Genomic DNA, 21,985 nt, shown 5'->3' on the forward strand with positions numbered 1-21,985 from the left:
TCGATTATCCCTCCCGTGCGCTAGGCAGAGCCTGACTCCCGGTCAAGAGCGGCAGGGAAAGAACCAGCGTATGGCCATCGCGATCAAGGCTGCCCCCGGCTGCGCGCGCCTCTGCACGGGCCAGCCGCAAGGCAAAGCCGGCACCGAACAGCCCGGCATTGATCGCGCTGCCGCCAGGGGCAGCGGTAGCGGCGAACAGATTGTCGGCAGCAGCCAGTCGCGCGGGCAGGTCGCAGGTAAGCCGCGCCAAGGCACGATGTCCGCCGATGAAGGGCTCGATCTGAACCCCCAGTCGCTCTGAAGGTGAACAAGCCGCAGCAAGGCTCGCCAGCAGCCGCCACACCAGCGCCTCTGCATCATCGTGGTCGATCGCCACCAGCACCGCGGTGGATTCCGCAAAGCCGAGGGCGATCCCCGCCTCCTGAGATGCGAGCACCGGATCAAGCTGCGCCGCCGTGCGCCGTACCAGTTCAGCAAGATCGCATTCGCCTGGCTGGATGGTGACGGCACCAGTCTCCAGGCGGGCAAGGCGATCGAGCTCCTCGAACCCGGCAAGGATGCGCGCTGCGTCCGCTGCAATCGCTGCCGCGAGCGCGCGATATTCATGCGGAGCAGGGCCGAAAAGCTGCTGCTGGATCACTTCCGCATAACCTTGAACTGCAGTCACCGGGGTGCGTAATTCATGGAGGAGCTGGCGGATGCGGTCGGCCTCGCGAGCCTCGGGACCAGAGGGTGCAGCGTGGGGATCGGGCAGGCGGCGCAGACGCCCGACATAGCCGGAGAAATGCCCCTCGTCGCTGAAACGCGGCTCGGCATCGACCAACCACCCGCCCGCGATGGCCGCAGCGCCGGAAAGGGTGATCGGCGTCTGGGTCACAGGCTGGCGACGCTGGAACGCGCGTTCCAGATTGCGCTCGCCGGGCGCACTGGCATCATCAGGCAGCTGTGCCCCGAACAGGCGGGTACCGACGACCATCGGAGCTACCTCGGCGGTGGCCCATTCGATCCGACCGCCAGCATCGGCGGCAAAGCCGAAGCCGGTAACGATACGCGGGGGCCGCTCAGGCAGCTCGCCCAGCGGCAGGCGCGGCGAGCTTTCAAGTTCGGCACGGCTTTCCCCGCGCTCGCGCCGGAACTGGGCAATGCGCTCGACCAAAGCGGAAATCTCGGTGCGTCCATTATCATCCCGGTCGTGGATCCTGGCGGGCGCAGTTGCCTGCGGACGCAGCGGGATGGGCGCAGAGGGGCGCACGGCCGGCTTGGTGGCGGGCGGCTCTGTAATGGTTTCTGCCAGCGCCGCAGCCGGGGCAGGCAACCCGCGATCATGGACGCCAAGGCGCGCCAGCAAAGCCTCAGCATCGACAGGTAGATCACGGCGCAGTCGCAAAAAACCGCGCGCACGCACCGGCAGGCGCGGGATCAGCGCGGTCCAGTCTTCAGAGGTGAGATCCGCCCGGCCCAAGGCAGCGGCAGCGACTTCGGGCTCGTGATCGGCAAGATGCGCTGCCAGGTCGGCGCTGCGGAAGCGCCAGCCGGGCTCGCGGATCATGCGCGCCCGCTCTGGCGCCGGGATTGCTTCGGCCAGCGCGTCCATTCGCAGCCATGCCGTCGCCAGCAGGCTCTGATCGACCTTGCTGTTGCCACGCAAAGGTTCTCGGCCGAGCAGATCGAGCAATTGCCGGAACTGCGTGCGCAATGCCCCCTCGCCTGTGGCGCGCTGGCGCAACACTGTGGCAAGGCGGTCATCGAAAAACACGGCGTCTCCTCAGGCGGGGCGCGGGGGCGAATCGGACGCAGGCCAAGCCCCGCGCAGTCCTGTCATAGCCCGTGCCAGCGTGAACGTCTTATCAGGATGAACCAATAGCCACACTCTGACGCGAAAGGCGCGTTGCAAAGCGGGACAATTGCTGGCAGACCTAATAATATTAGCCAAGCGGGCCATCCGGCGCGCATCTTGTTTCTTTGGGATCATAGGGCACGCGCGTTCCCGACGGGTAAAGGGCGCTGTGCCGAAGGAGCTTCAGCCACGTGGCCAATCTTGACGAAATCGACCGCCGCCTGCTCGCGGAATTGCAGGCGGAAGGCCGCGTCACCAATGTCGAACTTGCCCAGCGTGTCGGGCTGACTGCGCCGCCGTGCCTGCGCCGGGTGCGGGGCCTCGAGGAAGACGGGGTGATCCGCGGCTATCACGCCGATCTCGACCCGTCGAAACTCGGTTTTGCGATCACGGTCTTTGCGATGGTCAGCCTCAAGAGCCAGGCCGAAAGCGCCCTGCGCGAATTCGAGGATCATATGCGCGCGCTGCCCGAAGTGCGCGAATGTCACATGCTCAATGGCGAGATCGACTTCATCCTCAAGATCGTCAGCAAGGATCTGCAGAGCTTTCAGGAATTCCTCACCGGCAAGCTGACGCCCGCGCCTAACGTGGAAAGCGTCAAGACTTCGCTCACAATCCGCACTGCCAAGCACGAACCAGGCGTTCCCTTGTAGGTGGGTGGGGTGGGTGACCGGCTTCTTGCCGCATGCCATTTCTAATGCTATGAGTTTTCAGGTAAAACTATTGAGGCCTGCAATTGCGGCGGCGCGGCTTTGGGCTGACTACCGTGGAAAAGGGGCGTGCGGATGATCGATGAGCCTCCTGCTCCTGCCGAAGCTGTGCTTGCTGTGGTCGAGATTGAAGCTGCTGCTACTGCCCCTGAACCTGACCAGCACCATGGGAACAGGGTCGTGATCGACCTCTTGCAGCTTGTTCCGCCACCACCGCCGCCCGTGTGCGAACCGGATGAGCCCGATCCCTTCAACCCCGAAATCGTGGTGTGCCACACCAGCGAAGTCTCGCAGCGTCTGGGGCCGAAAGTCGGCCCTGAGGATGATGGCTTCGCCAGTGCCATCCCGCGCGCAAGGGTGCAATTGTCCGAAACGACGGCCGCCGAAGCCAATGCCACCAACCCGAGCGTTGGTGGCTGGAACGCGCAGGGCGCTGAATTGCGGCTGAAGATCGACTTTTGATGTCAAGGGTTCGCTGATGCGAACCCATGCGCCGCCCACCACGCCTGCCCACCCGGCTACCAATGATACGATCAGGCTATGGTGGCTGGGCGGGGAGGCACGACGGGCCGTAAAAGCCGCGATCAGTGCAACTTGAGCCGGGGCCGCACGATGCGGTTTACCCGGCCGATCAGCATCAGGAAGGTCGCCTTCACCCAGCCGTGAATGCCGATCAGGTGCAACCGGTAAAGCGAGGTGTAGATGAACCGCGCCAGCCGCCCTTCGATCGCCATGCTCCCGCCGATCAGGTTGCCCATCAGGCTGCCCACGGTCGAAAAGCGGCTCAATGACACCAACGAGCCCTTGTCGTAATAGACAAAGTGCTTGAGCGGCTTGCCCTTCTGCAACCGCACAATGTTGTCGAACACGGTTCCGGCCATCTGGTGCGCGGCCTGTGCGCGCGGGGGGACGGGGCGATCCTCGCCCGGCGGGGTGTAGCTGGCGCAGTCGCCGAGCGCGAAGATTGACGGATCGACTGTGGTCTGGAGCGTATCGGTCACAAGGATCTGGTTGCGGCTGTTGGTTTCAAGCCCGAGCTCCGACAGGAACTCCGCGCCCTTTACCCCCGCTGCCCAGACGATCAGATCGGCCTCGATCACGTCGCCGCACTTAGTGATGAGCTGGCGCGGGCGCGCCTCGATCACCTGTGTCCCCGGACGAACCTCGACGCCAAGCTGGCCCAATTCGTACTTCGCCGCATCGGCAAGTTTGTCGGGGAGGGCGGGGAGGATGCGCGGGCCGGCTTCGAGCAGCGTGACGTGCAGCCTACTCTCGTCGAACACTTCGAGGCCATAGTGCCGCAATGCGCCTGCCGCGTTGTAAAGCTCCGCCGCCAGTTCCACGCCCGTCGCCCCGCCGCCGACGATGGCAACGCGCACCTGTTCATTGGCGGTGGGGTCGTTCATCATCGCCCGGCTCACGCGCAGGCAGTGGTTCAGGAGCCGCGTGCGGAACCGGTCGGCCTGAGCGCGGCTGTCGAGGTAGAGGCAATGCTCGGCGACCCCCGGCACGCCAAAGTCATTCGAGACTGACCCCATCGCCAGCGCGAGGATATCGTAGCGGATGGTATGGGCCTCAATCAGCTCGCTGCCGTCCTCGTCATGCACAGGAGCAAGGCGGATGGTCTTGGCCTCGCGGTCGATGCCTTCAAGGCTGCCCTGAAAGAAGCGATAACCCCAGCGATAGCAATGCCCGCGATAGCCAACCTCGTCGAGATTGGCGTCGAGCGATCCGGCCGCGACCTCATGCAGCAGCGGCTTCCAGATGTGAGAGAGGTTCTTGTCGACCAGGATGATATCGTGCCGCTTGCGGCCATATTTGGCGCCCAGCCGCCGGACCAACTCGAGCCCGCCGGCACCTCCGCCAACGACGACAATCTGGGTCTTGCGGTTCATAACGGCACTCCTTCGCGCTGGTACGCGGCGCAATCCCGGTATGGTGATAGCCGGGCTGCAAGATAAAATCGCGTCAAATCATGCTGCTGATTGGCACCATGATCGTTCTCGAAGGGGAGGTTGTCGCGGCCATAGCGAAGCGGGCGGGAAGGGCCAAGCCTCCCGCCCGCTTTCGGGCTCAAATTTTTGTTGCAGTGCAACATAATTGCACCGGTTGGGGATAACGAGTGATCAGCCCTCGCGTTCCTCCAGCCACTTTTCCAGCCACTTGATCGAATAGTCGCCGTTCAGCACATCGTCCTGCCGCAGCAGTTCCTGGTGCAGCGGGATGTTGGTCTTCACCCCTTCGACCACCATTTCCTCCAGCGCCCGCCTGAGCCGCATGATGCAGCCTTCGCGCGTCCGCCCGTAGACGATCAGCTTGGCGATCATGCTGTCGTAATAGGGCGGGATCTTGTATCCGGCATAAAGCCCTGAATCCACGCGCACATGCATGCCGCCCGCTGCATGATAATAGGTCACAAGGCCTGGCGAAGGCGCGAAATTGAAGGGGTCTTCAGCGTTGATCCGGCACTCGATGGCGTGGCCGTGGAATTCGAGCTCGTGCTGCTGCACCGACAGCGGGCGTCCTTCGGCAATGCGGATTTGTTCGCGCACCAGATCCACCCCGGTGATAAGCTCGGTGACCGGGTGTTCGACCTGCAGTCGGGTGTTCATCTCGATGAAGTAGAACTCACCGTTCTCCCACAGGAATTCGATCGTTCCCGCGCCGCGATAGCCCATGTCGCGCATCGCCTGAGCGCAAACCTCGCCCATCCGCATCCGCTCCTCGGCGGAGATGACGGGGGAGGGGGCTTCTTCCAGCACCTTCTGGTGGCGGCGCTGGAGCGAGCAGTCACGCTCGCCCAAGTGGATGGCATTGCCATTGCCGTCGCCGAACACCTGAAATTCGATGTGGCGCGGATTGCCGAGGTACTTTTCGATATAGACGGTCGCATCACCGAAAGCGGCCTTCGCCTCGGTGCCGGCCTGCTGGATCAGCGTTTCGAGCTGGTCCGGCCCGTTGCACACCTTCATGCCGCGCCCGCCGCCGCCGGAAGCGGCCTTGATGATCACGGGATAGCCAGCCGCTTCGGCAATCGCCTTGGCTTCGGCGATATCGGAAACCGCGCCATCCGAGCCGGGGACCAGCGGCAGGCCGAGCGCGCCCGCGGTGCGCTTTGCCTCGATCTTGTCGCCCATCGTGCGGATATGTTCGGGCTTGGGGCCGATCCAGATGATGTCATGCGCTTCGACGATGTCGGCGAACTTGGCGTTCTCCGACAGGAAGCCATAGCCTGGATGGATCGCGTCGCACTGCGCGATTTCGGCGGCCGAGATGATATTGGCGATGTTGAGATAGGACTCGCTCGCAGGCGGCGGGCCGATGCACACCGCATGGTCAGCGAGCCGCACATGCATCGCGTCGGCATCGGCGGTGGAGTGCACCGCGACCGTCTCGATCCCCATCTCATGCGCCGCACGGTGGATGCGCAGCGCGATCTCGCCGCGATTGGCGATCAGGATGCGTTTGATACCCATGATCTTACGAGATCACCACCAGCGGCTGATCGAATTCGACCGGCTGGGCGTTCTCGATCAGGATCGCGGAGACGGTGCCGGATTTGGGCGCGGTGATCGGGTTCATCACCTTCATCGCCTCGACGATCAGCAGCGTGTCGCCTTCCTTGACGGGTTTGCCGACCGCGATGAAGTTCGCCGCGCCCGGTTCGGGCGCGAGGTAGCAGGTGCCGACCATCGGTGATTTGACGGCGTTGGCCATGTCTGGGCCAGCAGGCGCTGCGGCTTCTGCCGGGGCAGGAGCCGCGGCAGGGGCAGGCGCGGCGGCAGCAGGGGCGGGAGCTGCGGCATAGACGGGCGCGGCTGCAGCCACGGCCCCGCGCGACACGCGTATCTTGCGGTCGTCATCCTCAACCTCGATCTCGGTCAGGCCGGTTTCGTTGAGCAGCTCGGCAAGCTCGCGCACCAGCGCGGTGTCGATGTTCATGCCCCCCGACTTGCGTCCATTTGCCTTGCCGGATTGGCCAGCGTCGTTTGCCATGTATGTCCCTTGTTTTTGTGAAACGCCCGTGAAGCGCGAGGGACTATTGCCGCGAATTGCGGCTGGCAAGTGGCAAAGGCTGGATTTTGTGAAAGTCTGGTGACGGATCAGACCTGCCCGGACGCTACGGCTTCAAGCGCGATGCGGTAGGAATCCGCGCCGTGCCCCTCGACCGTCATGGCGGCGGCCATGCCGACATAGGACAGGTGGCGGAACGCCTCGCGGGTCTTGGGATCGGACAGGTGGACCTCGATCACCGGCGTGCGGATCGCCTTGATCGCATCGAGCAGCGCGATGGAGGTGTGGGTATAGGCCGCCGCATTCAGGAGCACAGCGCGCGCGCCCTGGCCTTGCGCCTCGTGCAGCCAGTCGACCAGCATGCCTTCATGATTGGTCTGGCGCATGTCGATTGCGAGCCCGAGTTCGCGGGCGCGATCCTCCAGCATCCCGGCGATATCATCGAGCGTGGTGGTGCCATAAATCTCCGGCTCGCGCGTGCCGAGGAGGTTGAGGTTGGGGCCGTTGAGGACGTAGACGAGATTGGTCATGCGCAGCGGCTTAGCGGGAAGGCGCGGGGCGGGGAAGGGAATCTCACGCCCCTTCCCACGTCGTGTAGTGGTGGACTGAACAACTGGCGACGAACTTCTCCATGCCTTGCGGAATGAAGGCGCGACTCCAGTCCTCTCCCGCAAATTCCTTGACCGAGCTTTCATCCTGCCATCGCGAGATCATAAGATATTCGTCTGCGTCCCATCGGGAAGGCTTGCATATCTCGACCGCGAGGGCGCCCCGTGCATGGCGCACGGCATCGACTGAGATCGCGGCAAATTTTGCCTCGAATTCTTCGCGTAAGTCAGCGTGGATACGGACGCAAAAAAGCCGGATAATCGGCATCTGTTAGCCTCTCTTGACCAGTGTCGGCGGGACCAAGGCAGGCTAGCGGCGCAATGCTGGCCCGGAAAGTGCCTACCGATCCACACCCCTGACCTTCCCCCACTGCCGCGCTGCCGTGTAGCCAAGGTAGCCGGTGCCGAACAGCGCATAGAGCGGTTCCGGCAGGCCATTCAGATAGGCATTCATCCCCGCCGCAATGTCCCTCGCAGCCACGGGATGGAAGGCGCTCAGCACCCCCATCGGCAGCGCTGCGAGCAGCAGCACATACATCACGTATAGGAAGCTCGGGCGGGCGCGGCTGGTCCAGGGGTCGGCGGAGTTGGCCTCGGCGACGATCGCCTGAAGCTGCGCCTCAATCATCTTCATTTCCTGGGTGCCTTCGAGCGCGATCAGTTCGAGCTTCGCCTTGGCGCGGGCTTCCTTGTCGGGGATGATCTTGTCGATGATCGAGGCGAGGGGGCCGATTAGGGCGTCGATGAGGGACATGGCGCGCGCTCCTGATTGCGTGAGTCGCGCTGAAAATGACCAAATCGGTTACAGTAGGAAAATGATTTAACCTATACATCGCCCGCTTCGGCGAGCAGCCGCTGCGCCAGCGCCAGATGAGGCCGGTCGAGCATCGCCCCGTCCAGTGCCACCACGCCTGCACCAGGGTGGTCGTCAAAGGCCTGCACCACCGCTCTGGCATGGGCCAGTTCCGCGGCGCTCGGGGTGAAGGCCGCGTTGATCGGATCAACCTGCGCGGGGTGGATTGCCAGCATTCCGCGGAACCCCTGCGCGCGCACGCGTCGGGCTCGCGTCTCCAGCGCTTCCAGATCGCGGAATTCCGGCTGCACGGTCTCGATCGCCGCTACCCCTGCTGCCGAAGCGCCGATCAGGCACAGGCTGCGGGCCATTTCATAGGTGTGGGAATATTCGCCATCCGGCCCGCGCTGCTCACGCGCGCCCAAGGCCGAGGACAGATCCTCTGCCCCCCAGCTCATCGCCACCAGCCGTTCGCGCCCCGGATAGTCCCCCGCATAGTCGCCGGTGCGGAACATCGCCGCCGCAGTCTCGGTGACGAGCGCGGCAATCAGCGTGCGCCCCGGCGGGATGCCGTTCGCGGCCTCGAGCGCGGTCAGATAGTGGTGCAGGCGGGTTAGGTCCGCCGCCCCTTCCGCCTTGGGCAGAAACACCCCGCCGGGCTGCGCGGGGATCACCGCGACAAGATCGGCGATACAGTCAGAGGTGGAAACCGGGTTGATCCGCACCCAGAGCCGGGCGCGGTTGTCCGAAGCAGCGATCGTGTCGGCCACCATCTGTCGCGCTGAGGGTTTCTTTTCGGGCGCGACCGAATCCTCCAGATCGAGCAGTGCGATATCAGCCGATCCGTCAATCGCTTTGCCCATCTTCTTTTCGCTGTCGCCGGGGGCAAACAGCCATGAACGCATTTTGGGAAGGGCAGGGTTGGACATGATACGATCCTCTCACCCCCCGCTTACGAAGCAGCATCGGGTGCTGCAAGCCTCAGAACGAGCCCTCGACATCGAAGCTGAAGATCGTGCCGAAGCGCCGGTCTCGCCGTTCGGAGAAGGCGGCGAGGCCCGCTGCGCGGTCGGTGAAGACAGTGCGTTCGAACCGATCGCGTTGCGACAGCAGGTTGCCGACCCGCGCACGCAGGGTCATGCCGGCGACATCCTTGTTTTCGACGAAGGCCGACAGGAAGGCAAAGCTGGGCTGATTCAGAAAGACCTCGTCCAGTCGAACGCCGCGCGCGTTTTTCTCCCAGTTCCCGTCGCCGCCAAACGCCCATGCGGTGCCCGGCACATCGTGCCGGAGGTTGAGCGAGACGTCGAGCAGGTCATTGCCCGAAACTTCGCGCAGGTTGCCCAGCAGAGGGTCGCGCACCTCGCTTTGAGTCCATGCCAGCGCGAGATCAAGCCGGGTGCCTTTCCACCCGAGCCGGTCGGACAGCAGCGTGGCGTTGCTGCTTATGCCGTAGAACCGTGCGGAGGGCAGGTTGCCCGGTGCCTGCCCACCGCCTGCAATCGGAATCTGATCGACGACATCGGTAAAGTCCTCGACGAAGCCGCTGACGTTGAGATTGCCGAGCGCGCCCAGCCGCCAACTCGCCTCCAGCTCGTAAACCCAGCTTTGTTCCGGCACGAGATTGGCATTGGTCACATCGGTGCGATCCTGATCGAGATCGACCGAGGCGATGAAATCGAAGAAGTTGAGCTGGCCGACGACCCGTTCGACGCGGCCCGCGAGATTGAGCGCGGGGCTCACCTTCCAGTCGAGCGAGGCAAACCCCTTCGGGCGCCAGAAACTGCGGGTCAGGCCCTGCGGCCCGGCCTGACTGATGCGCGAATATTCCGCGCCGCCCGACAGTTGCAATTGCAGGTTGTTCGCCAGCGCGCGGCTGAAGGTGAGCCCGGCATCCAGCCGGTCTTCATCGACCCGGTCGCTGGCACCGGGCAGCTCGACCGGTTGCAGCACCCCGGCACCGTCCCGCACGGCGAGGGAGGAATTGATCTCGAGGAAATTGCGAACGCCTTCCACTGCCGCGACGATGTTCCCGCCGACGGCTCCGAAGGTGTATTCCGACCGCAGGATGGTTTCCGCCTCGTCAGCATCCTGCACGAACAGCGAGCCTTGGGGCGCGGTGCCATCGGCAAAAGTTGTCACCACCGCATTGGTGAAGGGGCTGTCTTCGTAGCGATGATAGGCAATCAGCTTGAGCCGCCCCGGCCCGAGCGCGAATTGATAATCCGCGCCGAGTTCGAAATTGAATTCGTCCTCCGACCGGCTGAGGTCGCGCTGCCGTTCGACCGGCGCGCCGGGGGCATTCTGACGCGAAACCTCCGTCTCGCGGAAGAAGAAGCCCTGAGTCTCGCCGGTCAGGTTGAGCACATTGCCGTTGTCAGCCGAGCGTGTGAAGGAGCCCGACAGGCTGAGACGGTCAGAGTTGAAATTGGCCTGTTCGTCACGCTCTGCGACCAATGCGCCCGTGCCGTCGAAGACCTGCTCCGGCCCTTCATTGCCGCGCCGGTTGGAATCATTGCGCAGGGCCAGCGTCCATTCGTTCTTCGTCCCGCCGCCAGCCAGCGCGACCTGCCCGTTCAGCAGGCGGGCGGGTGTGCCGAAGCTGCGGAATTCGGGCGAATAGCGGAATTGCCCGCCGACCTGTCCGCTTGATCGGGTGACGACGTTGAGCACCTGCCCGGTCAGTCCGCCGATATCGAGGCTGGCCCCGTCAACCAGTTCGAGCCGCATCACATCGCCCACCGGGATGCGCCGCAGGGCCTGCACCGGGCCATTGGATTTGCCCGAGATGCGCCGTCCGTTGATCAACACATTGGTATCGGCCTGTCCCAGCCCGCGCGCATTGTCGCCCTGCCTGATGGCAAAGCCTGGAACCTGCTGCGCCATGTCCAGCGCATTGCGCGGCGCAAAGCGCGCAAAATCTTCAGGCGTGAATGTGCTGCGGGTGGTTGCGGCCTGCACCGCGGCGCTGCGTTCCGATCCGGTACCGTCGGGCGTGGCGATGCTGTCCTGCGCGGCGGCACCTGCCGCCCAGCAACCCATGCTTAGCGCAAGCAGAGGCGGGACCAGCAGCGCGGTCGAGGATGCGGACAGGCGAACCATGGAGCGCCTTTGCCTGCACTTGCAAGGCATTGTCGATAGGCAATCGCGCTTCCCATCGCCCAATCGGCAACCGGCTTCGACCAACGGGTTTGGTCGCTGCCTTGCGGAATTGCGAGGGGGGCGTCTTGCCCATGGCGAATGCGCCGATCGGTTGCTATGGAGGACGCGTTTCAACCAGCGGGGGAGCCGTCTGTGGCAATCGCATTTTCCGTAAACGGCAAGCCGGTCAGCGTCGAGGCCGAAGCCGACACGCCGCTCCTGTGGGTGCTGCGTGACGATCTGGGCATGACCGGCACCAAATTCGGATGCGGCGTCGCGGCCTGCGGGGCGTGCTCGGTGCATGTCGACGGTGCCATCACTCGCTCGTGCAGTCTCCCGGTGGGCGAGGTTGCGGGCAAGGGGGTGACCACGATCGAAGGCCTCAAGGGTGCCGACGGCACGCTTCACCGGGTTCAGCAGGCGTGGATAGACGCGCAAGTGCCGCAATGCGGCTATTGCCAGTCAGGCCAGATCATGGCCGCGGTGGCACTGATCGAAAAGGTCGGTACGCCTTCTGATGAGCAGATCGACGAGGCGATGACCAATATCTGTCGCTGCGGTACCTATCCGCGCATCCGCCAGGCGATCCTTGCCGCAACAGGCCGGGCCGCGGCCCAGACGGGAGAGGCATGATGGCAGACAATCCCGCCCCCGATCTTGACCTGCCGGAAACCCAGGCACCTGAGGCCAAGCCCAGGAAGAAGGGGCTCAAGCGCCGCATTTTCCTCGCCGGTTCCGCCTTGCTGGTGGGCGGCGGCGTGTTTGGCGTGTGGTGGATCGACCGCGATGCGAAGTCCAAGGCCAAGGCCCTGACCCAAGGGCCGGGCGAACACGCCTTCCTCACCTGGATGAAGATTGCCGAGGATGACACGGTAACGGTCTATTCGCCGCATATCGACATGGGTCAGGGTTCGCACACGGCGCTTGCCGCGATGCTTGCGGACGAACTCGATGCGGCATGGGACAAGGTCACGATCGAACAGGCTCCTGCCGACCTTGCCTTTGCCAATGCCGCGTTGGCCAAGGGCTTCCTGCCCGAGATGGTCGGCGAGAGCATGGCCGGGCTCGTGCCTGATGCAATCGTCGGCATGATGGCACGCTCGATGCCCTTGCAGATTACCGGCGGATCGTCGGCAGTGCGCTTCACCGGCGAAGTCGGGATGCGCAAGACCGGCGCGGCGGTGCGTACGGCGCTGGTCGCCGAAGCGGCTGACCGGCTCGGTGTTCCGGCCAACGAACTCACGACTGCCGAAAGTGTCGTCACGCATGCCACGTCGGGCAAGTCGCTGCGTTATGGTGAACTCGCGGCAGGCGCGGCCGGACGCTCGCTGGAAAGCGATCCGGTGCTCAAGACCCGCGACCAGTGGAAGCTCATCGGCAAGCCTGTTGCCCGGCGCGACATTCCGGCCAAGGTCGATGGCAGCGCCGTCTATGGGATCGACTTCGCCTTGCCCGACATGCGGGTGGCCACCATTGCCGCAGCTCCAGTGCGGGGCGGCACGCTGGAAAGTGTGGATGAGGCCCCAGCGCTCGCCGTAAAGGGCGTTGAAAAGGTCGTGAAGCTGCCTGATGCGGTGGTGGTGATCGGCAAGGGCTACTGGCCTGCGCTCAAGGGTCTGCAGGCGCTTTCACCGAAATTCTCCGATGGTGGCAACGGCGGGGTATCGACCGCAGCGATCTATGCGGCCCAGGCCAAGCTGCGCCAGACCGCCGAAAAGCCCGACAATGAAGGCGGCGAGGGCGATGTCGAGGCGGCGTTCGGGGCGGCTGGCGCCAAGGTCGTCGAGGCCGAATACCGCGTGCCCTTCCTGCACCATGCAATGATGGAGCCCTTTGCACTGACCGGCCATTTCAAGGAAGGCCAGCTCCATCTGTGGGGAGGTCTGCAAGACCCGCTCAGTACCCGCACCAAGGCGGCGAAGGCTGCCGGGCTGGATGTCGATGACGTGATCTTCAATCCGATGATCATGGGCGGCGGGTTTGGGCGGCGTTTCCCCGATCTGGTCGAAATCATCGATCAGGTCGCGCTGGTGGCCAAGCAGGTGCCATACCCCGTCAAGCTGATCTGGAGCCGCGAGGAGGAGGTGGGTCACGGCACCTATCGTCCGCAATCATCAGCTGGCCTCAAAGCCGCGATTAAGGACGGGCAGATTACCGCGCTGCGGATCGACTACGCCCAGAGCGGCAATGCAGAGGGTGAAGTTCCGTTCATCTATGCGATCCCGGCCACCTCCCGCCGCCATTTTGCCTATCAGTCGAACCAGATCGACGGGCCGTGGCGCTCGGTCAACGCCACGCAATTGGGCTTCTACACCGAAAGCTTCATGGATGAACTTGCGGCAACAGCCGGGGAGGATCCTTACCAGTTCCGGCGCAAGCACCTGCCGGAAGGCTCCCGCCATGTGACAGTGCTCGATGAAGTGGCCAAGCGGTCCGGTTGGGGCTCGCCTCTGCCTGATGGTGTGGGGCGCGGCATTGCCATCGTCGAAAGTTTCGGCACCATCGTTGCCGAAGTCGTCGAGGTGAGCATCAAGGATGATGGCTCACCCAAGGTGCTCAAGGCCTTTGCAGTGGTCGATTGCGGCACGACGGTGAGCCCCGTCAACGCCGAAGCGCAGATTGCGGGCGGCCTCATCATGGGGCTTTCGTCCGCGCTCGGCGAGCAGGTCACGATCGAAGGTGGCGCGGTGGTGGAGAGCAATTTCACCGATTACCCGATCCTCAAGCTCGCTGACGCGCCGCCGGTGGTTGATGTGCATTTCATCGAAAGCGGGGCCAAGACCGGCGGCATCGGTGAACCCGGCCTGCCGCCTGCCTCGCCCGCGCTCGCCAATGCGATTGCGGCGGTGACGGGCAAGCGTATCCGCAACCTGCCGGTGCTGACACAGGCCAAGGCTTAGGGGTCAAGGCTTGACGCTGGAAGGCTGGTCGGCGCTGATCCTTGCCGGTGGGGCAGGGCGACGCTTCGGCAGCGAGGGGGGCGGGGGCAAGTTGCTCGCGGACCTCGCCGGCGCGCCGGTAATCCGCCGGGTGGCGGACCGTGTTCTTGGCGCAGGATTTGCCGAGGTGATCGCCATCACCGGGGCCGGAGATGCATCGATCAGACGCGCGCTTGCGGGTGTCGATGTGTCCATAAGCCACGCCCCCGACTGGGCCGAGGGCATGGCCGCAAGCCTGAGGGCCGGGGTTGCGGCGCTGGCGCCCGAGGCAATAGGGGTCTGCGTGTTCCTCGGCGATATGCCGATGGTGCCGGTTGGGTTATGCCGCCCCTTGGTGGCAGCGGCTGAAACGGCAGGCTACGCCGCGCGCCCCAGGTTCGAGGGCAAGCCCGGCCATCCGGTCGCCTTTGCCCGCGTGGCCTTTGCCGACCTCGCCGGGCTGATCGGCGATGAAGGCGCGGCCGCCATGCTCAAAGGCCGCAGCGACGTGGCCTATTGCGATAACGCCGACAGGGGCGTGCTGCTCGACATCGACACACCGGACGACCTCGCAGCCGCCATTGCAGCGTGGAACGCCTGTGAGACCTCGGCGATCAGCGAAAGTGCGACATCGCGCGGAGCCTTGCCGAACCCGTAAAGCCCGATCGGGGCGCGCAGCCGCGTCAGATTAGCCTCGCGCACACCATGGCCGCGCAGCCGCACAAGCCGGCCTTCCAGCCGCGCCCGCGCACCGATCGCTCCGACATAGAAGGCCTCGCTCCCGAGGGCTGCGGCAAGACCGCGTTCGTCATCTTCGCGGTCGTGCGAGAGCACCGCGATAGCGGTCCAGCGGTCGATCCCGATTTCTGCCAGCGCGTCCGTAACATCGCCACGGTGATAGGCGATGCCGGGGAAAGGCGCGACATCCGGCCCACCGGGAGTGACAAGCACCGCTTTCCAGCCCAGTTCGCGTGCCAGTGTCACGGCAGTCAGCGCTGCGCCGTCCTCTCCGATGATCACCAGCCGCAGGGGCGGCGTGTACAGGCGGGAGTAGCGTGCTCCGTCCCATTGATCTTGAGGGGGCGTTTCGCCAGCGGCTTCGGCGTGGCGGGTCGTGCCATCGCTCCACAACAGCACCGCGCGGCGCGCGTGCCACGCATCGAGCAGGGCAGACACGGCGGGTTCATCGGCCATGACGGGCTCCACCAGCACCGTGATTCCCGATCCGCAGGCGAGGCGAATGTCGATCCACGGACTTCCTTCGCCATAGCGCAGCAGGCGCGGCGCACCCTTTGCCATTGCCATACGGGCGTGGCGGGCGACATCATCCTCGATGCAGCCACCTGACAGGAAGCCCCAGTGTGCGGTGTCGGTGATCAGCATCTGCGACCCGACATCGCGCGGCGCAGACCCGTCGACCGCAATTAGCGTGGCGATAGCAAAGTGCTGAGGCAAAGCCGGGGAGGCCAGCAAAGCCTCGCGAATATCGTCGATCGGGGCGTTGAGACGCCAGCGGCTCATGACAAGGCGGGCTTTCGAGAATGACGTCAGACCCCCAGCCTAGCCCGCGCAATCACGGCGCGCAATCGCTTGCCAAACCCACGCCGTATCACATCGTGCCTATGAACAGTTCAGCACGACCCGGCCGCGATTGTAGCTTTCAAGGGTCGCCGTCACCACGCGCTGCTCTCCGCTACGGATCGCCGGCCTCGCAAAATGACAGACAACGGTCGTGGGAGAAGCGATGTTCTGCGTCACATTCATCCAGTCATTCCAGTTGAAGTTTCGCTGCATCCGTTCGTTCGAGCGTCTGACGTCCGAGGCGGTGACCTTCATGGTGGCGACATATTTTCCGCCATTGAAAGCAATGCTCGATGGCCGAAACAACACTTGCGCGCCCGATGCAAAGAACTCGATCGCTCGGGCCTCATCGCAAAGGAACATGTCGCCGACGTTTTCGATGACCCCCGACCACCGGGCGAATTGGCAATTGGGATTGTTGCTTTGCGTGCTTGTCGATCTTGTCGAGGTCGGCCGCGCCGGAGCTGCCGCAGCATTGGCCTGCGCTGCGAGCCGGGCTTGCTCGCGGCGTTGCTGCTCTGCTGCACGGTCCGCCCGCGCCTTTTCGACGGCAGCCAAGAAATCGCGCCGGTTACGGTCTGAAGGAGCGTCACCCTTGGCGAAATTGCGTGTCGTCTTGGCCACCAGTCGGCCACCTTCAATCTTGTACAGGACATAGGGCAGGTTGGCAGACTTGGTGCGATCCCGCGCTTCAGATGACACAATTACAAGGTTGCCGGCCAGGTCCTCGAAGGCAGATACTGCACCGCCCGTAACGGCCGCGATGTCGCCAGCCGGAACGCTTCGCCAGATAAACTGATACGGCCCCGGTGCAGCTTCCGACATCAGCCAGTTCTGCGAAAAAATCCCGTCGAAACCGGCTGTCGTTATCGCCCCTACACAGGCGGCGTCCGGCTTGGAGAGCTTTTTCACGAGTGATTTTTGGGCCTTGTTGCACTGCGGAGTGTCCGACAGCAACTTGAGCGGCTCATCGAAACTCAAGGTTCCCTTGACGGGTGTCGCGGATAGCTCGTGGACCCGCAGGAAGCCCGCCCTGACCGGCGCTTCGGCCACGACCTGCACCGGAGCGCGTTCCTGCGACAGGTTGCCGTCCCATACGAAACCATTTCTGCCGGTTCTGAGCCAACGGCTTTCCCCGTCGGTACCGGTCACCCAGGTGCCTTCGATGACGGTTCCGGCAGGCAATGTCCGCAAGATTGTCGAGCCGGTAGTCGACGGCTTGTTACGCTCTCTTGCCGCCGACGTCACCCGCACGCTCACAGTGGGACCTTCAGGCCCCGTGTCTTTTGCGATGCCGCCTTGCCGTGGCGGCGCAGTCTTGCGGAAGGGATCGGTCCAGTCGCGCAGAAACTCGGCGGATGAGCGCCTGTCACCCGAACCGTAGATGTTCAGCCAATCGGGACTGAAACGGCTCGGAAAATGGCGAAGTTCGAAGTGCAGGTGACAGCCCTGCGCGGCGCCGGTTTCACCGACAAGGCCGATCTGCTCGGCCTTTCCCACCCTTTCATTGATTGCGAGCTTGCGCCCGTCTGCACGTTTGGGCGCATCGTTGAGATGGAAATACGAGGAAAAGGTTCGCTTCCCGAGCAAGTCCACGTCCCCATGATCGATGATGACCATGTAACCGAGGCTCTTGAAGTTGGGATCCTTCTTGCTGTCGATGACGTCGATGACGATACCGTCGCGCCATGCCAGCACGGTCGAGGTCTTGCACGGTGCAGGAATGTCCACCCCGGCATGCGTGCGGTCGCCCCAGGACGGATAGGTCCCGTGCAGGAATTGCCCCTCCCGACCATTCGGGACAATATCCGTGACTTGCAGTAACTGATCGGTGTTTGCTGACGCTGGAGCGGCGCTGAGCATGCCCGCCACGAGACATCCAAGGCCGAGTCCCCACTTCATCATGCATTTCCTTCTGCTTCGGCGGTGACTGCGGCCCAGATGGTCTCGATGTGGGCGAGGCTACTGCGTGACGCTCTTCGACGAGACGCCGACGATGATTGCAGCAAGATGCATCCCAGTGGGGATAAGCGGGATCCAGTTGAGGCCCGGTACCATATCGAAAACAGCGGCAAGAATTGGGAAGATGACCAGCCAGCCCTTATCGACGACGGCGCCGCGCAGCCAGCTGATGAGCACCAGTCCACCCAGGCAGGCCAGATGCACAAACATCAGGATGTTCAGACCGTTCCCGCCGCCAGCCATGGCATCCGCGGCCGCCAGACCGGCATTCACCACAGCTGAGTTCGATCCGAAATAAGGAAGCACGTAGGTCGGAAACATCAGTAGGAGGTAGAGAATTACAAAAGATGGCCCTGCGGCAACGTACTTCTTGATGGCGTCCATCGGAATATCCCCTAAGAATGATTACTTTGTTGTATTTATTAAATTTTTATGAGCTTTTTCATTATTTTACAATCTCATGCTGCGCGTCCTTGCAACGCCTGGATTGGTGCGGACTTACATTGGTGACATATTGCGATAGCGTGATGAGAGGTCGGCATGGCGCGCACGGCAGCCCAGGATCGTGTCCCACGGCGTGGTGTAGCTTATCTGGGCTACCGCCGATTTCGGCATCGGTTTGAGCCGGTCATGCGCCAGGCACAGCTGACAGCATGACGATGGGATTGTCGCTGACTGGCGCCATGGTTTCAAGTGTCATGTAGCGTGCCCGCTGGACAGCCCATTCGTCGGATTGTTCCATGAGGATCGCGCCGATCAGGCGGTTGATCGCGCCCTCGTTGGGGAAGATCCCGACGACTTCGGTGCGGCGTTTGATTTCGCCGTTTAAACGTTCGATGGGATTCGTGCTGTGTAACTTGGCCCGATGCTCCTTTGGGAACGTCATGTAGGCCAGCACGTCAGGCTCGGCATCGTCCATCAAAGCGGCGAGCTTTGGCAGTTTTGGGCGCATCTGGTCGGCAACGGAGCGCCATTGCTGACTGGCCGCCTCGGGCGTTTCCTGTGCGAAGGCGGTGCCGATGAACGCGGACACGACGCGCCGACCGCTCTTTCCGGCATGGGCCAGCGCATTGCGCATGAAGTGGACACGGCAGCGTTGCCATGTAGCACACAGCAGCTTGGAGACAGCCGCCTTGATGCCTTCGTGCGCATCGGAGATTACCAGCTTCACCCCGCGCAGCCCTCGGCGCGTCAGTTTGCGCAGGAACGCAGTCCAGAAGGGTTCGGCCTCCGACGGCCCGATATCCATGCCCAGCACCTCGCGGCGTCCATCGCTGTTGACGCCGACCGCGATGATAACCGCAACCGATACGATCCGGCCATTCTGACGGACTTTGACATAGGTGGCGTCGATCCAAAGGTAGGGCCAGTCGCCCTCGATCGGGCGATCAAGGAAGGCGTTCACCTTCTCGTCGAGCTCTTCGCACAGGCGGCTGACCTGGCTCTTCGAAATGCCATCCATGCCCAGCGCCTTGACCAGATCATCGACCGAGCGGGTCGAGATACCGTGCACATAGGCTTCCTGGATCACCGCCGTCAGCGCCCGTTCGGCCATCCGGCGTGGCTCGAGGAAGCCGGGGAAGTAACTGCCTTTGCGAAGCTTGGGGATGCGCAGCTCTACCGTGCCAGCGCGCGTCTGCCAGTCGCGTTCGCGATAGCCGTTGCGCTGGACAAGCCGATCAGCGGACTTCTCACCGTGGCCAGCGCCTGTCAGCCCGCCAACCTCCATCTCCATCAACCGCCCGGCGGCAAACGAGATCATGTCGCGCAAAATATCCGCGTCGGGGGCCTTCTCGACCAGCGCGCGCAAGTGCATCAAGGAATCGGTCATCGTGGTTCTCCAGGTTCGAGCTTCGCAACCCAAACCTATCCGAAAACTGCGGTGACCACCCGCGCTGCTGGCTGGCTGCTACAGCGCTATATCGAAAGCGCGCAGCCAGCCAGCAGCGCTAACCCTCAGAACCTACACCACGGCCGGGGACACGACCCAGCCCAGCGCATTGGCAGCAGCAATGATTCCTCCATCCCTTGACGACCTGAAACGAGTCGACATGTCAGGGATAACTTGGAGGAAACGGCGCATTTCTCGCTTTTGTCTAAAAAACCGAGAATGGCACCAGTTGCCCGTGACTTGAATCTGGTGAAGAACAGGACGAAGAAACTAGGGGGCTGTCGTGCGTTTTTTTGTCGACACGGTTCAGGTGCGCTTTCTCTTCAACGAGCAGTTCGGTGGCATCGAAAACTTCGTCGATGAGTGGAAGGCGCGCCGGAGTGACCGCGCGCAGGGCGTCGATCCACGCAGCCTCAAAACGGTCTACAAGTGGCTTGCGGAAGGGATGCCCAAGCACGAGAACTCGTTCTTCGGCTTTTTCGGAGCTCTTGATGCAGATCCGATCGCCCTGATGGATTTTGAACGCAGCGCCTTTGCCAAGAATTTTGGCCGCTTCCGTCAGGCGATCATGCTCGCAGGGCTCAATGTCGGCGGTTTCCGGTCGCTAACGCGGCTATTGCAGCCGGCACAGCACTGGCCTGACAACCATCTGGCCGAATTGTACTATGGCAAGACATGGTCTTCGCGCGATTTCGAGCATGATGCGTGCGCGGCGATCAATTCCTATGTCACGTTCCGGCTCGGCGTAACCAATGAAGACCAACGCGACTGGCCGCGCGCCTATCATATTTCTTACCGCCGCAAGACCAATGCCGACGGCCTTTGGAGACCTTTCGGATCCATCATCTCGCGGCCTTCGGAATTGACGTTGGTGCATGAAAACGGCGCGGTGCAGTCCGCAAAGCCGAGAGCGTCGAAGCTGCCTGTCGAATTCAGGACGTTCTTCGGCCCCAGCGCGGCTGAATTCCGGATTGCAAGCCTTCACCCTTTCGATGCCCAGCTTGATCTTTTCGACGATCCCGAAGTTGCCCTGGTGTTTGCCGGATGAAGCAGCCGGAAGCGGGGGAGAGTGCGGCATCAGTGGCCATCAAGGCACCGCTGGAGCGGGTCGATCAATGGCAGGCTGCGGCTTATGGCAGCGGCGATCTGGGCTTTAATCTCTATTGGACCACCGTCAGCCTGTACATTTTGTACTATTACACCGATGTCCTTGGGATCCCGGCGACTGCTGCCGGTCTGGTATTTCTGCTCGCGATGCTGTGGGATGCGGTCACCGATCCGGTCATGGGGATCATCGCCCAGCGAACCCGCACGCGCTGGGGAAGTTATCGCCCTTTCATCGCGGCCGGGGCAGTGCCGCTATGTCTTTCCATGATGCTGCTGTTTCATGATCCGGGGCTCGATGGCATTGCGTTGATCGCCTACGCGCTGGCCGTGCAGATCCTGTTTCGCACAGCCTACACGATCGCGAATATCCCCTACAGCGCACTTGCATCGAGCATGACCGATTCCTCGCGTGTCAGGAATGCCTTGTCAGCCTGGCGGATTTCGCTGGCGACCATCGGCAGCGCGTTTGTCGGATATTCCACCCTCAAACTGGTGTCCTTCTTCGGGCAGGGCGATGCGGCCAGAGGGTTCTTCCTCACTGCAACTCTTTACGGGGTGCTTTCGCTGCCATTCCTGCTGACAGTCAGTTGCCGCATCAACGAAGGCCGCGCGCGGCCGCGACAGGCTATGACGGTATCCTTGCGACAAGCGCTTGGGGTGCTGCGGCACAACAGGCCGTTCCTGATCGTGCTCGCGGCGACGATGTGTGCCACGCTTGGCGGGGTCATCAGCAGCAAGACGCTCGTCTATTACTTCAAGTATACGCTCGGTGATGAGGCAGCGGTGGGCATGGCGTTTGCAGCCAATTCGCTGATCATCCTCATCGCCACGCCGCTATGGGCTGTGCTCACGTTGCACACCTCGAAACGTTTCGTCTGGCGTGTCGGGGCCATCTGCTCGATCACTGGCTCAGTGCTGCTGTTTCTCAATCCGTTCGAGACGGTCTGGGTCGTGGTAGGCCTGGTAGCCTTGGTGGGAACGGGAGCGGCGGCTGGCTATCTCAGCTTCTGGTCGGCGCTGCCCGACACGGTTGAATATGGCGAGGTGCGAAGCGGCCTGCGGGTCGAATCTCCAACCTTCGGCATCATGAGTTTTGCGCAAAAGGCGAGCTATGGTCTTGCCGTTGCGCTTGCCGGAATGTTGCTCGACCTGATCGGTTATCGCCCCAATGTCGAACAATCGGCGGCGACACTTGCCGACCTAAAGGCGGTCATGACACTTGTCCCGGCCGCCTTCATATTGATCGCCGTCCTCGTGATCGGACACTACTCCCTTGATGCCCGCAATCACGCAAGGCTAGTGACGATCCTGCGCAAACGTGCCGCAAGGGAATCCCGGAATTCAGCCCTGTCCTGAGCCATGAGGTTCAGCCTGTCTGGCCGCGGAACGGGGCTGGAGACATGGCTGCATTCCGGCGATATGG

Annotated in this window: 19 protein-coding genes and 1 pseudogene; 7 read left to right on the forward strand and 13 right to left on the reverse strand. The window is 63.0% G+C overall.

What is annotated here, in order from left to right:
* Nucleotides 1-4: 4 nt before the first annotated feature.
* The gene (locus CHX26_RS08140; RefSeq protein ID WP_104941932.1) at nucleotides 5-1,756 is read right to left on the reverse strand and encodes a histidine kinase dimerization/phospho-acceptor domain-containing protein; all 1,752 of its coding nucleotides are present in this window, start codon (nucleotides 1,754-1,756) and stop codon (nucleotides 5-7) included.
* Between the two features lie 272 nt (nucleotides 1,757-2,028).
* Between CHX26_RS08140 and CHX26_RS08145 the strand changes: the two genes are divergently transcribed.
* Together CHX26_RS08145 and CHX26_RS08150 are read left to right on the forward strand one after the other, a co-directional pair.
* The gene (locus CHX26_RS08145) at nucleotides 2,029-2,490 is read left to right on the forward strand and encodes an Lrp/AsnC family transcriptional regulator (protein ID WP_104941933.1); all 462 of its coding nucleotides are present in this window, start codon (nucleotides 2,029-2,031) and stop codon (nucleotides 2,488-2,490) included.
* 132 nt (nucleotides 2,491-2,622) lie between these two features.
* Nucleotides 2,623-3,009 carry a hypothetical protein gene (locus CHX26_RS08150; protein WP_104941934.1) on the forward strand — a complete coding sequence of 129 codons (387 nt, stop codon included), beginning with the start codon at nucleotides 2,623-2,625 and terminating at the stop codon, nucleotides 3,007-3,009.
* Nucleotides 3,010-3,131: 122 nt separating this feature from the next.
* On the opposite strand, the gene CHX26_RS08155 is transcribed toward CHX26_RS08150, so the two are convergent.
* The 8 genes from CHX26_RS08155 to CHX26_RS08190 form a co-directional block, all read right to left on the reverse strand.
* The gene (locus CHX26_RS08155; RefSeq protein WP_104941935.1) at nucleotides 3,132-4,442 is read right to left on the reverse strand and encodes an NAD(P)/FAD-dependent oxidoreductase; all 1,311 of its coding nucleotides are present in this window, start codon (nucleotides 4,440-4,442) and stop codon (nucleotides 3,132-3,134) included.
* Nucleotides 4,443-4,673: 231 nt separating this feature from the next.
* Nucleotides 4,674-6,023 (reverse strand): acetyl-CoA carboxylase biotin carboxylase subunit, encoded by a 1,350-nt coding sequence (accC, locus tag CHX26_RS08160; protein ID WP_104941936.1) that lies wholly within the window; start codon nucleotides 6,021-6,023, stop codon nucleotides 4,674-4,676.
* Between the two features lie 4 nt (nucleotides 6,024-6,027).
* Nucleotides 6,028-6,543, reverse strand: coding sequence for an acetyl-CoA carboxylase biotin carboxyl carrier protein (accB, locus tag CHX26_RS08165; protein WP_104941937.1), 516 nt, complete (start codon nucleotides 6,541-6,543; stop codon nucleotides 6,028-6,030).
* 107 nt (nucleotides 6,544-6,650) lie between these two features.
* A complete protein-coding gene (locus CHX26_RS08170) occupies nucleotides 6,651-7,091 on the reverse strand; it encodes a type II 3-dehydroquinate dehydratase (RefSeq protein ID WP_104941938.1) in 441 nt (146 codons plus the stop codon).
* Between the two features lie 43 nt (nucleotides 7,092-7,134).
* Nucleotides 7,135-7,437, reverse strand: coding sequence for an antibiotic biosynthesis monooxygenase family protein (locus tag CHX26_RS08175; protein ID WP_104941939.1), 303 nt, complete (start codon nucleotides 7,435-7,437; stop codon nucleotides 7,135-7,137).
* Nucleotides 7,438-7,509: 72 nt separating this feature from the next.
* Complete coding sequence (locus CHX26_RS08180; protein ID WP_104941940.1) at nucleotides 7,510-7,923, reverse strand: holin family protein; 414 nt, start codon at nucleotides 7,921-7,923, stop codon at nucleotides 7,510-7,512.
* 71 nt (nucleotides 7,924-7,994) lie between these two features.
* On the reverse strand, nucleotides 7,995-8,891 hold the full coding sequence (locus tag CHX26_RS08185) for an HpcH/HpaI aldolase/citrate lyase family protein (protein ID WP_172449745.1): 897 nt from the start codon (nucleotides 8,889-8,891) through the stop codon (nucleotides 7,995-7,997).
* A gap of 52 nt (nucleotides 8,892-8,943) precedes the next feature.
* A complete protein-coding gene (locus CHX26_RS08190) occupies nucleotides 8,944-11,064 on the reverse strand; it encodes a TonB-dependent receptor plug domain-containing protein (protein WP_172449746.1) in 2,121 nt (706 codons plus the stop codon).
* 156 nt (nucleotides 11,065-11,220) lie between these two features.
* Here CHX26_RS08190 and CHX26_RS08195 point away from each other — a divergent pair, with 156 nt between their 5' ends.
* The 3 genes and pseudogenes from CHX26_RS08195 to CHX26_RS16075 form a co-directional block, all read left to right on the forward strand.
* Complete coding sequence (locus CHX26_RS08195; RefSeq protein ID WP_172449902.1) at nucleotides 11,221-11,736, forward strand: (2Fe-2S)-binding protein; 516 nt, start codon at nucleotides 11,221-11,223, stop codon at nucleotides 11,734-11,736.
* A complete protein-coding gene (locus CHX26_RS08200) occupies nucleotides 11,736-14,003 on the forward strand; it encodes a xanthine dehydrogenase family protein molybdopterin-binding subunit (protein ID WP_104943342.1) in 2,268 nt (755 codons plus the stop codon). Before CHX26_RS08195 ends, CHX26_RS08200 begins: the two co-directional genes overlap by 1 nt.
* 10 nt (nucleotides 14,004-14,013) lie before the next feature.
* Nucleotides 14,014-14,511: pseudogene (locus tag CHX26_RS16075) on the forward strand (nucleotidyltransferase family protein); the annotation flags it as partial.
* Nucleotides 14,512-14,534: 23 nt separating this feature from the next.
* On the opposite strand, the gene CHX26_RS08210 reads toward CHX26_RS16075, so the two are convergent.
* From CHX26_RS08210 to CHX26_RS08225, 4 genes are all read right to left on the reverse strand, one after another.
* Nucleotides 14,535-15,542 (reverse strand): XdhC family protein, encoded by a 1,008-nt coding sequence (locus tag CHX26_RS08210; protein WP_104941944.1) that lies wholly within the window; start codon nucleotides 15,540-15,542, stop codon nucleotides 14,535-14,537.
* A 99-nt stretch (nucleotides 15,543-15,641) separates the two neighbouring features.
* Nucleotides 15,642-17,507 (reverse strand): M23 family metallopeptidase, encoded by a 1,866-nt coding sequence (locus CHX26_RS08215; protein WP_104941945.1) that lies wholly within the window; start codon nucleotides 17,505-17,507, stop codon nucleotides 15,642-15,644.
* 57 nt (nucleotides 17,508-17,564) lie between these two features.
* Nucleotides 17,565-17,948, reverse strand: a complete 384-nt coding sequence (locus tag CHX26_RS08220) for a hypothetical protein (RefSeq protein ID WP_146107682.1) — start codon at nucleotides 17,946-17,948, stop codon at nucleotides 17,565-17,567.
* 244 nt (nucleotides 17,949-18,192) lie between these two features.
* Complete coding sequence (locus CHX26_RS08225; RefSeq protein ID WP_104941947.1) at nucleotides 18,193-19,395, reverse strand: IS256 family transposase; 1,203 nt, start codon at nucleotides 19,393-19,395, stop codon at nucleotides 18,193-18,195.
* A 343-nt stretch (nucleotides 19,396-19,738) separates the two neighbouring features.
* Here CHX26_RS08225 and CHX26_RS08230 point away from each other — a divergent pair, with 343 nt between their 5' ends.
* Together CHX26_RS08230 and CHX26_RS08235 are read left to right on the forward strand one after the other, a co-directional pair.
* Complete coding sequence (locus CHX26_RS08230; protein WP_104941948.1) at nucleotides 19,739-20,503, forward strand: hypothetical protein; 765 nt, start codon at nucleotides 19,739-19,741, stop codon at nucleotides 20,501-20,503.
* Nucleotides 20,500-21,918 (forward strand): MFS transporter, encoded by a 1,419-nt coding sequence (locus CHX26_RS08235; RefSeq protein WP_104941949.1) that lies wholly within the window; start codon nucleotides 20,500-20,502, stop codon nucleotides 21,916-21,918. The genes CHX26_RS08230 and CHX26_RS08235 overlap by 4 nt, the downstream gene beginning before the upstream one ends.
* Nucleotides 21,919-21,985: the final 67 nt, after the last annotated feature.

Origin of the sequence: Porphyrobacter sp. HT-58-2 (assembly GCF_002952215.1) — a bacterium.
Classification (GTDB): domain Bacteria; phylum Pseudomonadota; class Alphaproteobacteria; order Sphingomonadales; family Sphingomonadaceae; genus Erythrobacter.

What these genes read in the sequence shown, in the direction of transcription:
- CHX26_RS08150 (WP_104941934.1), top strand. Translation starts at nt 2,623, where the DNA reads ATGATCGATGAGCCTCCTGCTCCTGCCGAAGCTGTGCTTGCTGTGGTC.
- CHX26_RS08155 (WP_104941935.1), bottom strand. Translation starts at nt 4,442, where the DNA reads ATGAACCGCAAGACCCAGATTGTCGTCGTTGGCGGAGGTGCCGGCGGG.
- accC (WP_104941936.1), bottom strand. Translation starts at nt 6,023, where the DNA reads ATGGGTATCAAACGCATCCTGATCGCCAATCGCGGCGAGATCGCGCTG.
- accB (WP_104941937.1), bottom strand. Translation starts at nt 6,543, where the DNA reads ATGGCAAACGACGCTGGCCAATCCGGCAAGGCAAATGGACGCAAGTCG.
- CHX26_RS08170 (WP_104941938.1), bottom strand. Translation starts at nt 7,091, where the DNA reads ATGACCAATCTCGTCTACGTCCTCAACGGCCCCAACCTCAACCTCCTC.
- CHX26_RS08175 (WP_104941939.1), bottom strand. Translation starts at nt 7,437, where the DNA reads ATGCCGATTATCCGGCTTTTTTGCGTCCGTATCCACGCTGACTTACGC.
- CHX26_RS08180 (WP_104941940.1), bottom strand. Translation starts at nt 7,923, where the DNA reads ATGTCCCTCATCGACGCCCTAATCGGCCCCCTCGCCTCGATCATCGAC.
- CHX26_RS08185 (WP_172449745.1), bottom strand. Translation starts at nt 8,891, where the DNA reads ATGTCCAACCCTGCCCTTCCCAAAATGCGTTCATGGCTGTTTGCCCCC.
- CHX26_RS08190 (WP_172449746.1), bottom strand. Translation starts at nt 11,064, where the DNA reads ATGGTTCGCCTGTCCGCATCCTCGACCGCGCTGCTGGTCCCGCCTCTG.
- CHX26_RS08195 (WP_172449902.1), top strand. Translation starts at nt 11,221, where the DNA reads ATGGAGGACGCGTTTCAACCAGCGGGGGAGCCGTCTGTGGCAATCGCA.
- CHX26_RS08200 (WP_104943342.1), top strand. Translation starts at nt 11,736, where the DNA reads ATGGCAGACAATCCCGCCCCCGATCTTGACCTGCCGGAAACCCAGGCA.
- CHX26_RS08210 (WP_104941944.1), bottom strand. Translation starts at nt 15,542, where the DNA reads ATGAGCCGCTGGCGTCTCAACGCCCCGATCGACGATATTCGCGAGGCT.
- CHX26_RS08215 (WP_104941945.1), bottom strand. Translation starts at nt 17,507, where the DNA reads ATGATGAAGTGGGGACTCGGCCTTGGATGTCTCGTGGCGGGCATGCTC.
- CHX26_RS08220 (WP_146107682.1), bottom strand. Translation starts at nt 17,948, where the DNA reads ATGGACGCCATCAAGAAGTACGTTGCCGCAGGGCCATCTTTTGTAATT.
- CHX26_RS08225 (WP_104941947.1), bottom strand. Translation starts at nt 19,395, where the DNA reads ATGACCGATTCCTTGATGCACTTGCGCGCGCTGGTCGAGAAGGCCCCC.
- CHX26_RS08235 (WP_104941949.1), top strand. Translation starts at nt 20,500, where the DNA reads ATGAAGCAGCCGGAAGCGGGGGAGAGTGCGGCATCAGTGGCCATCAAG.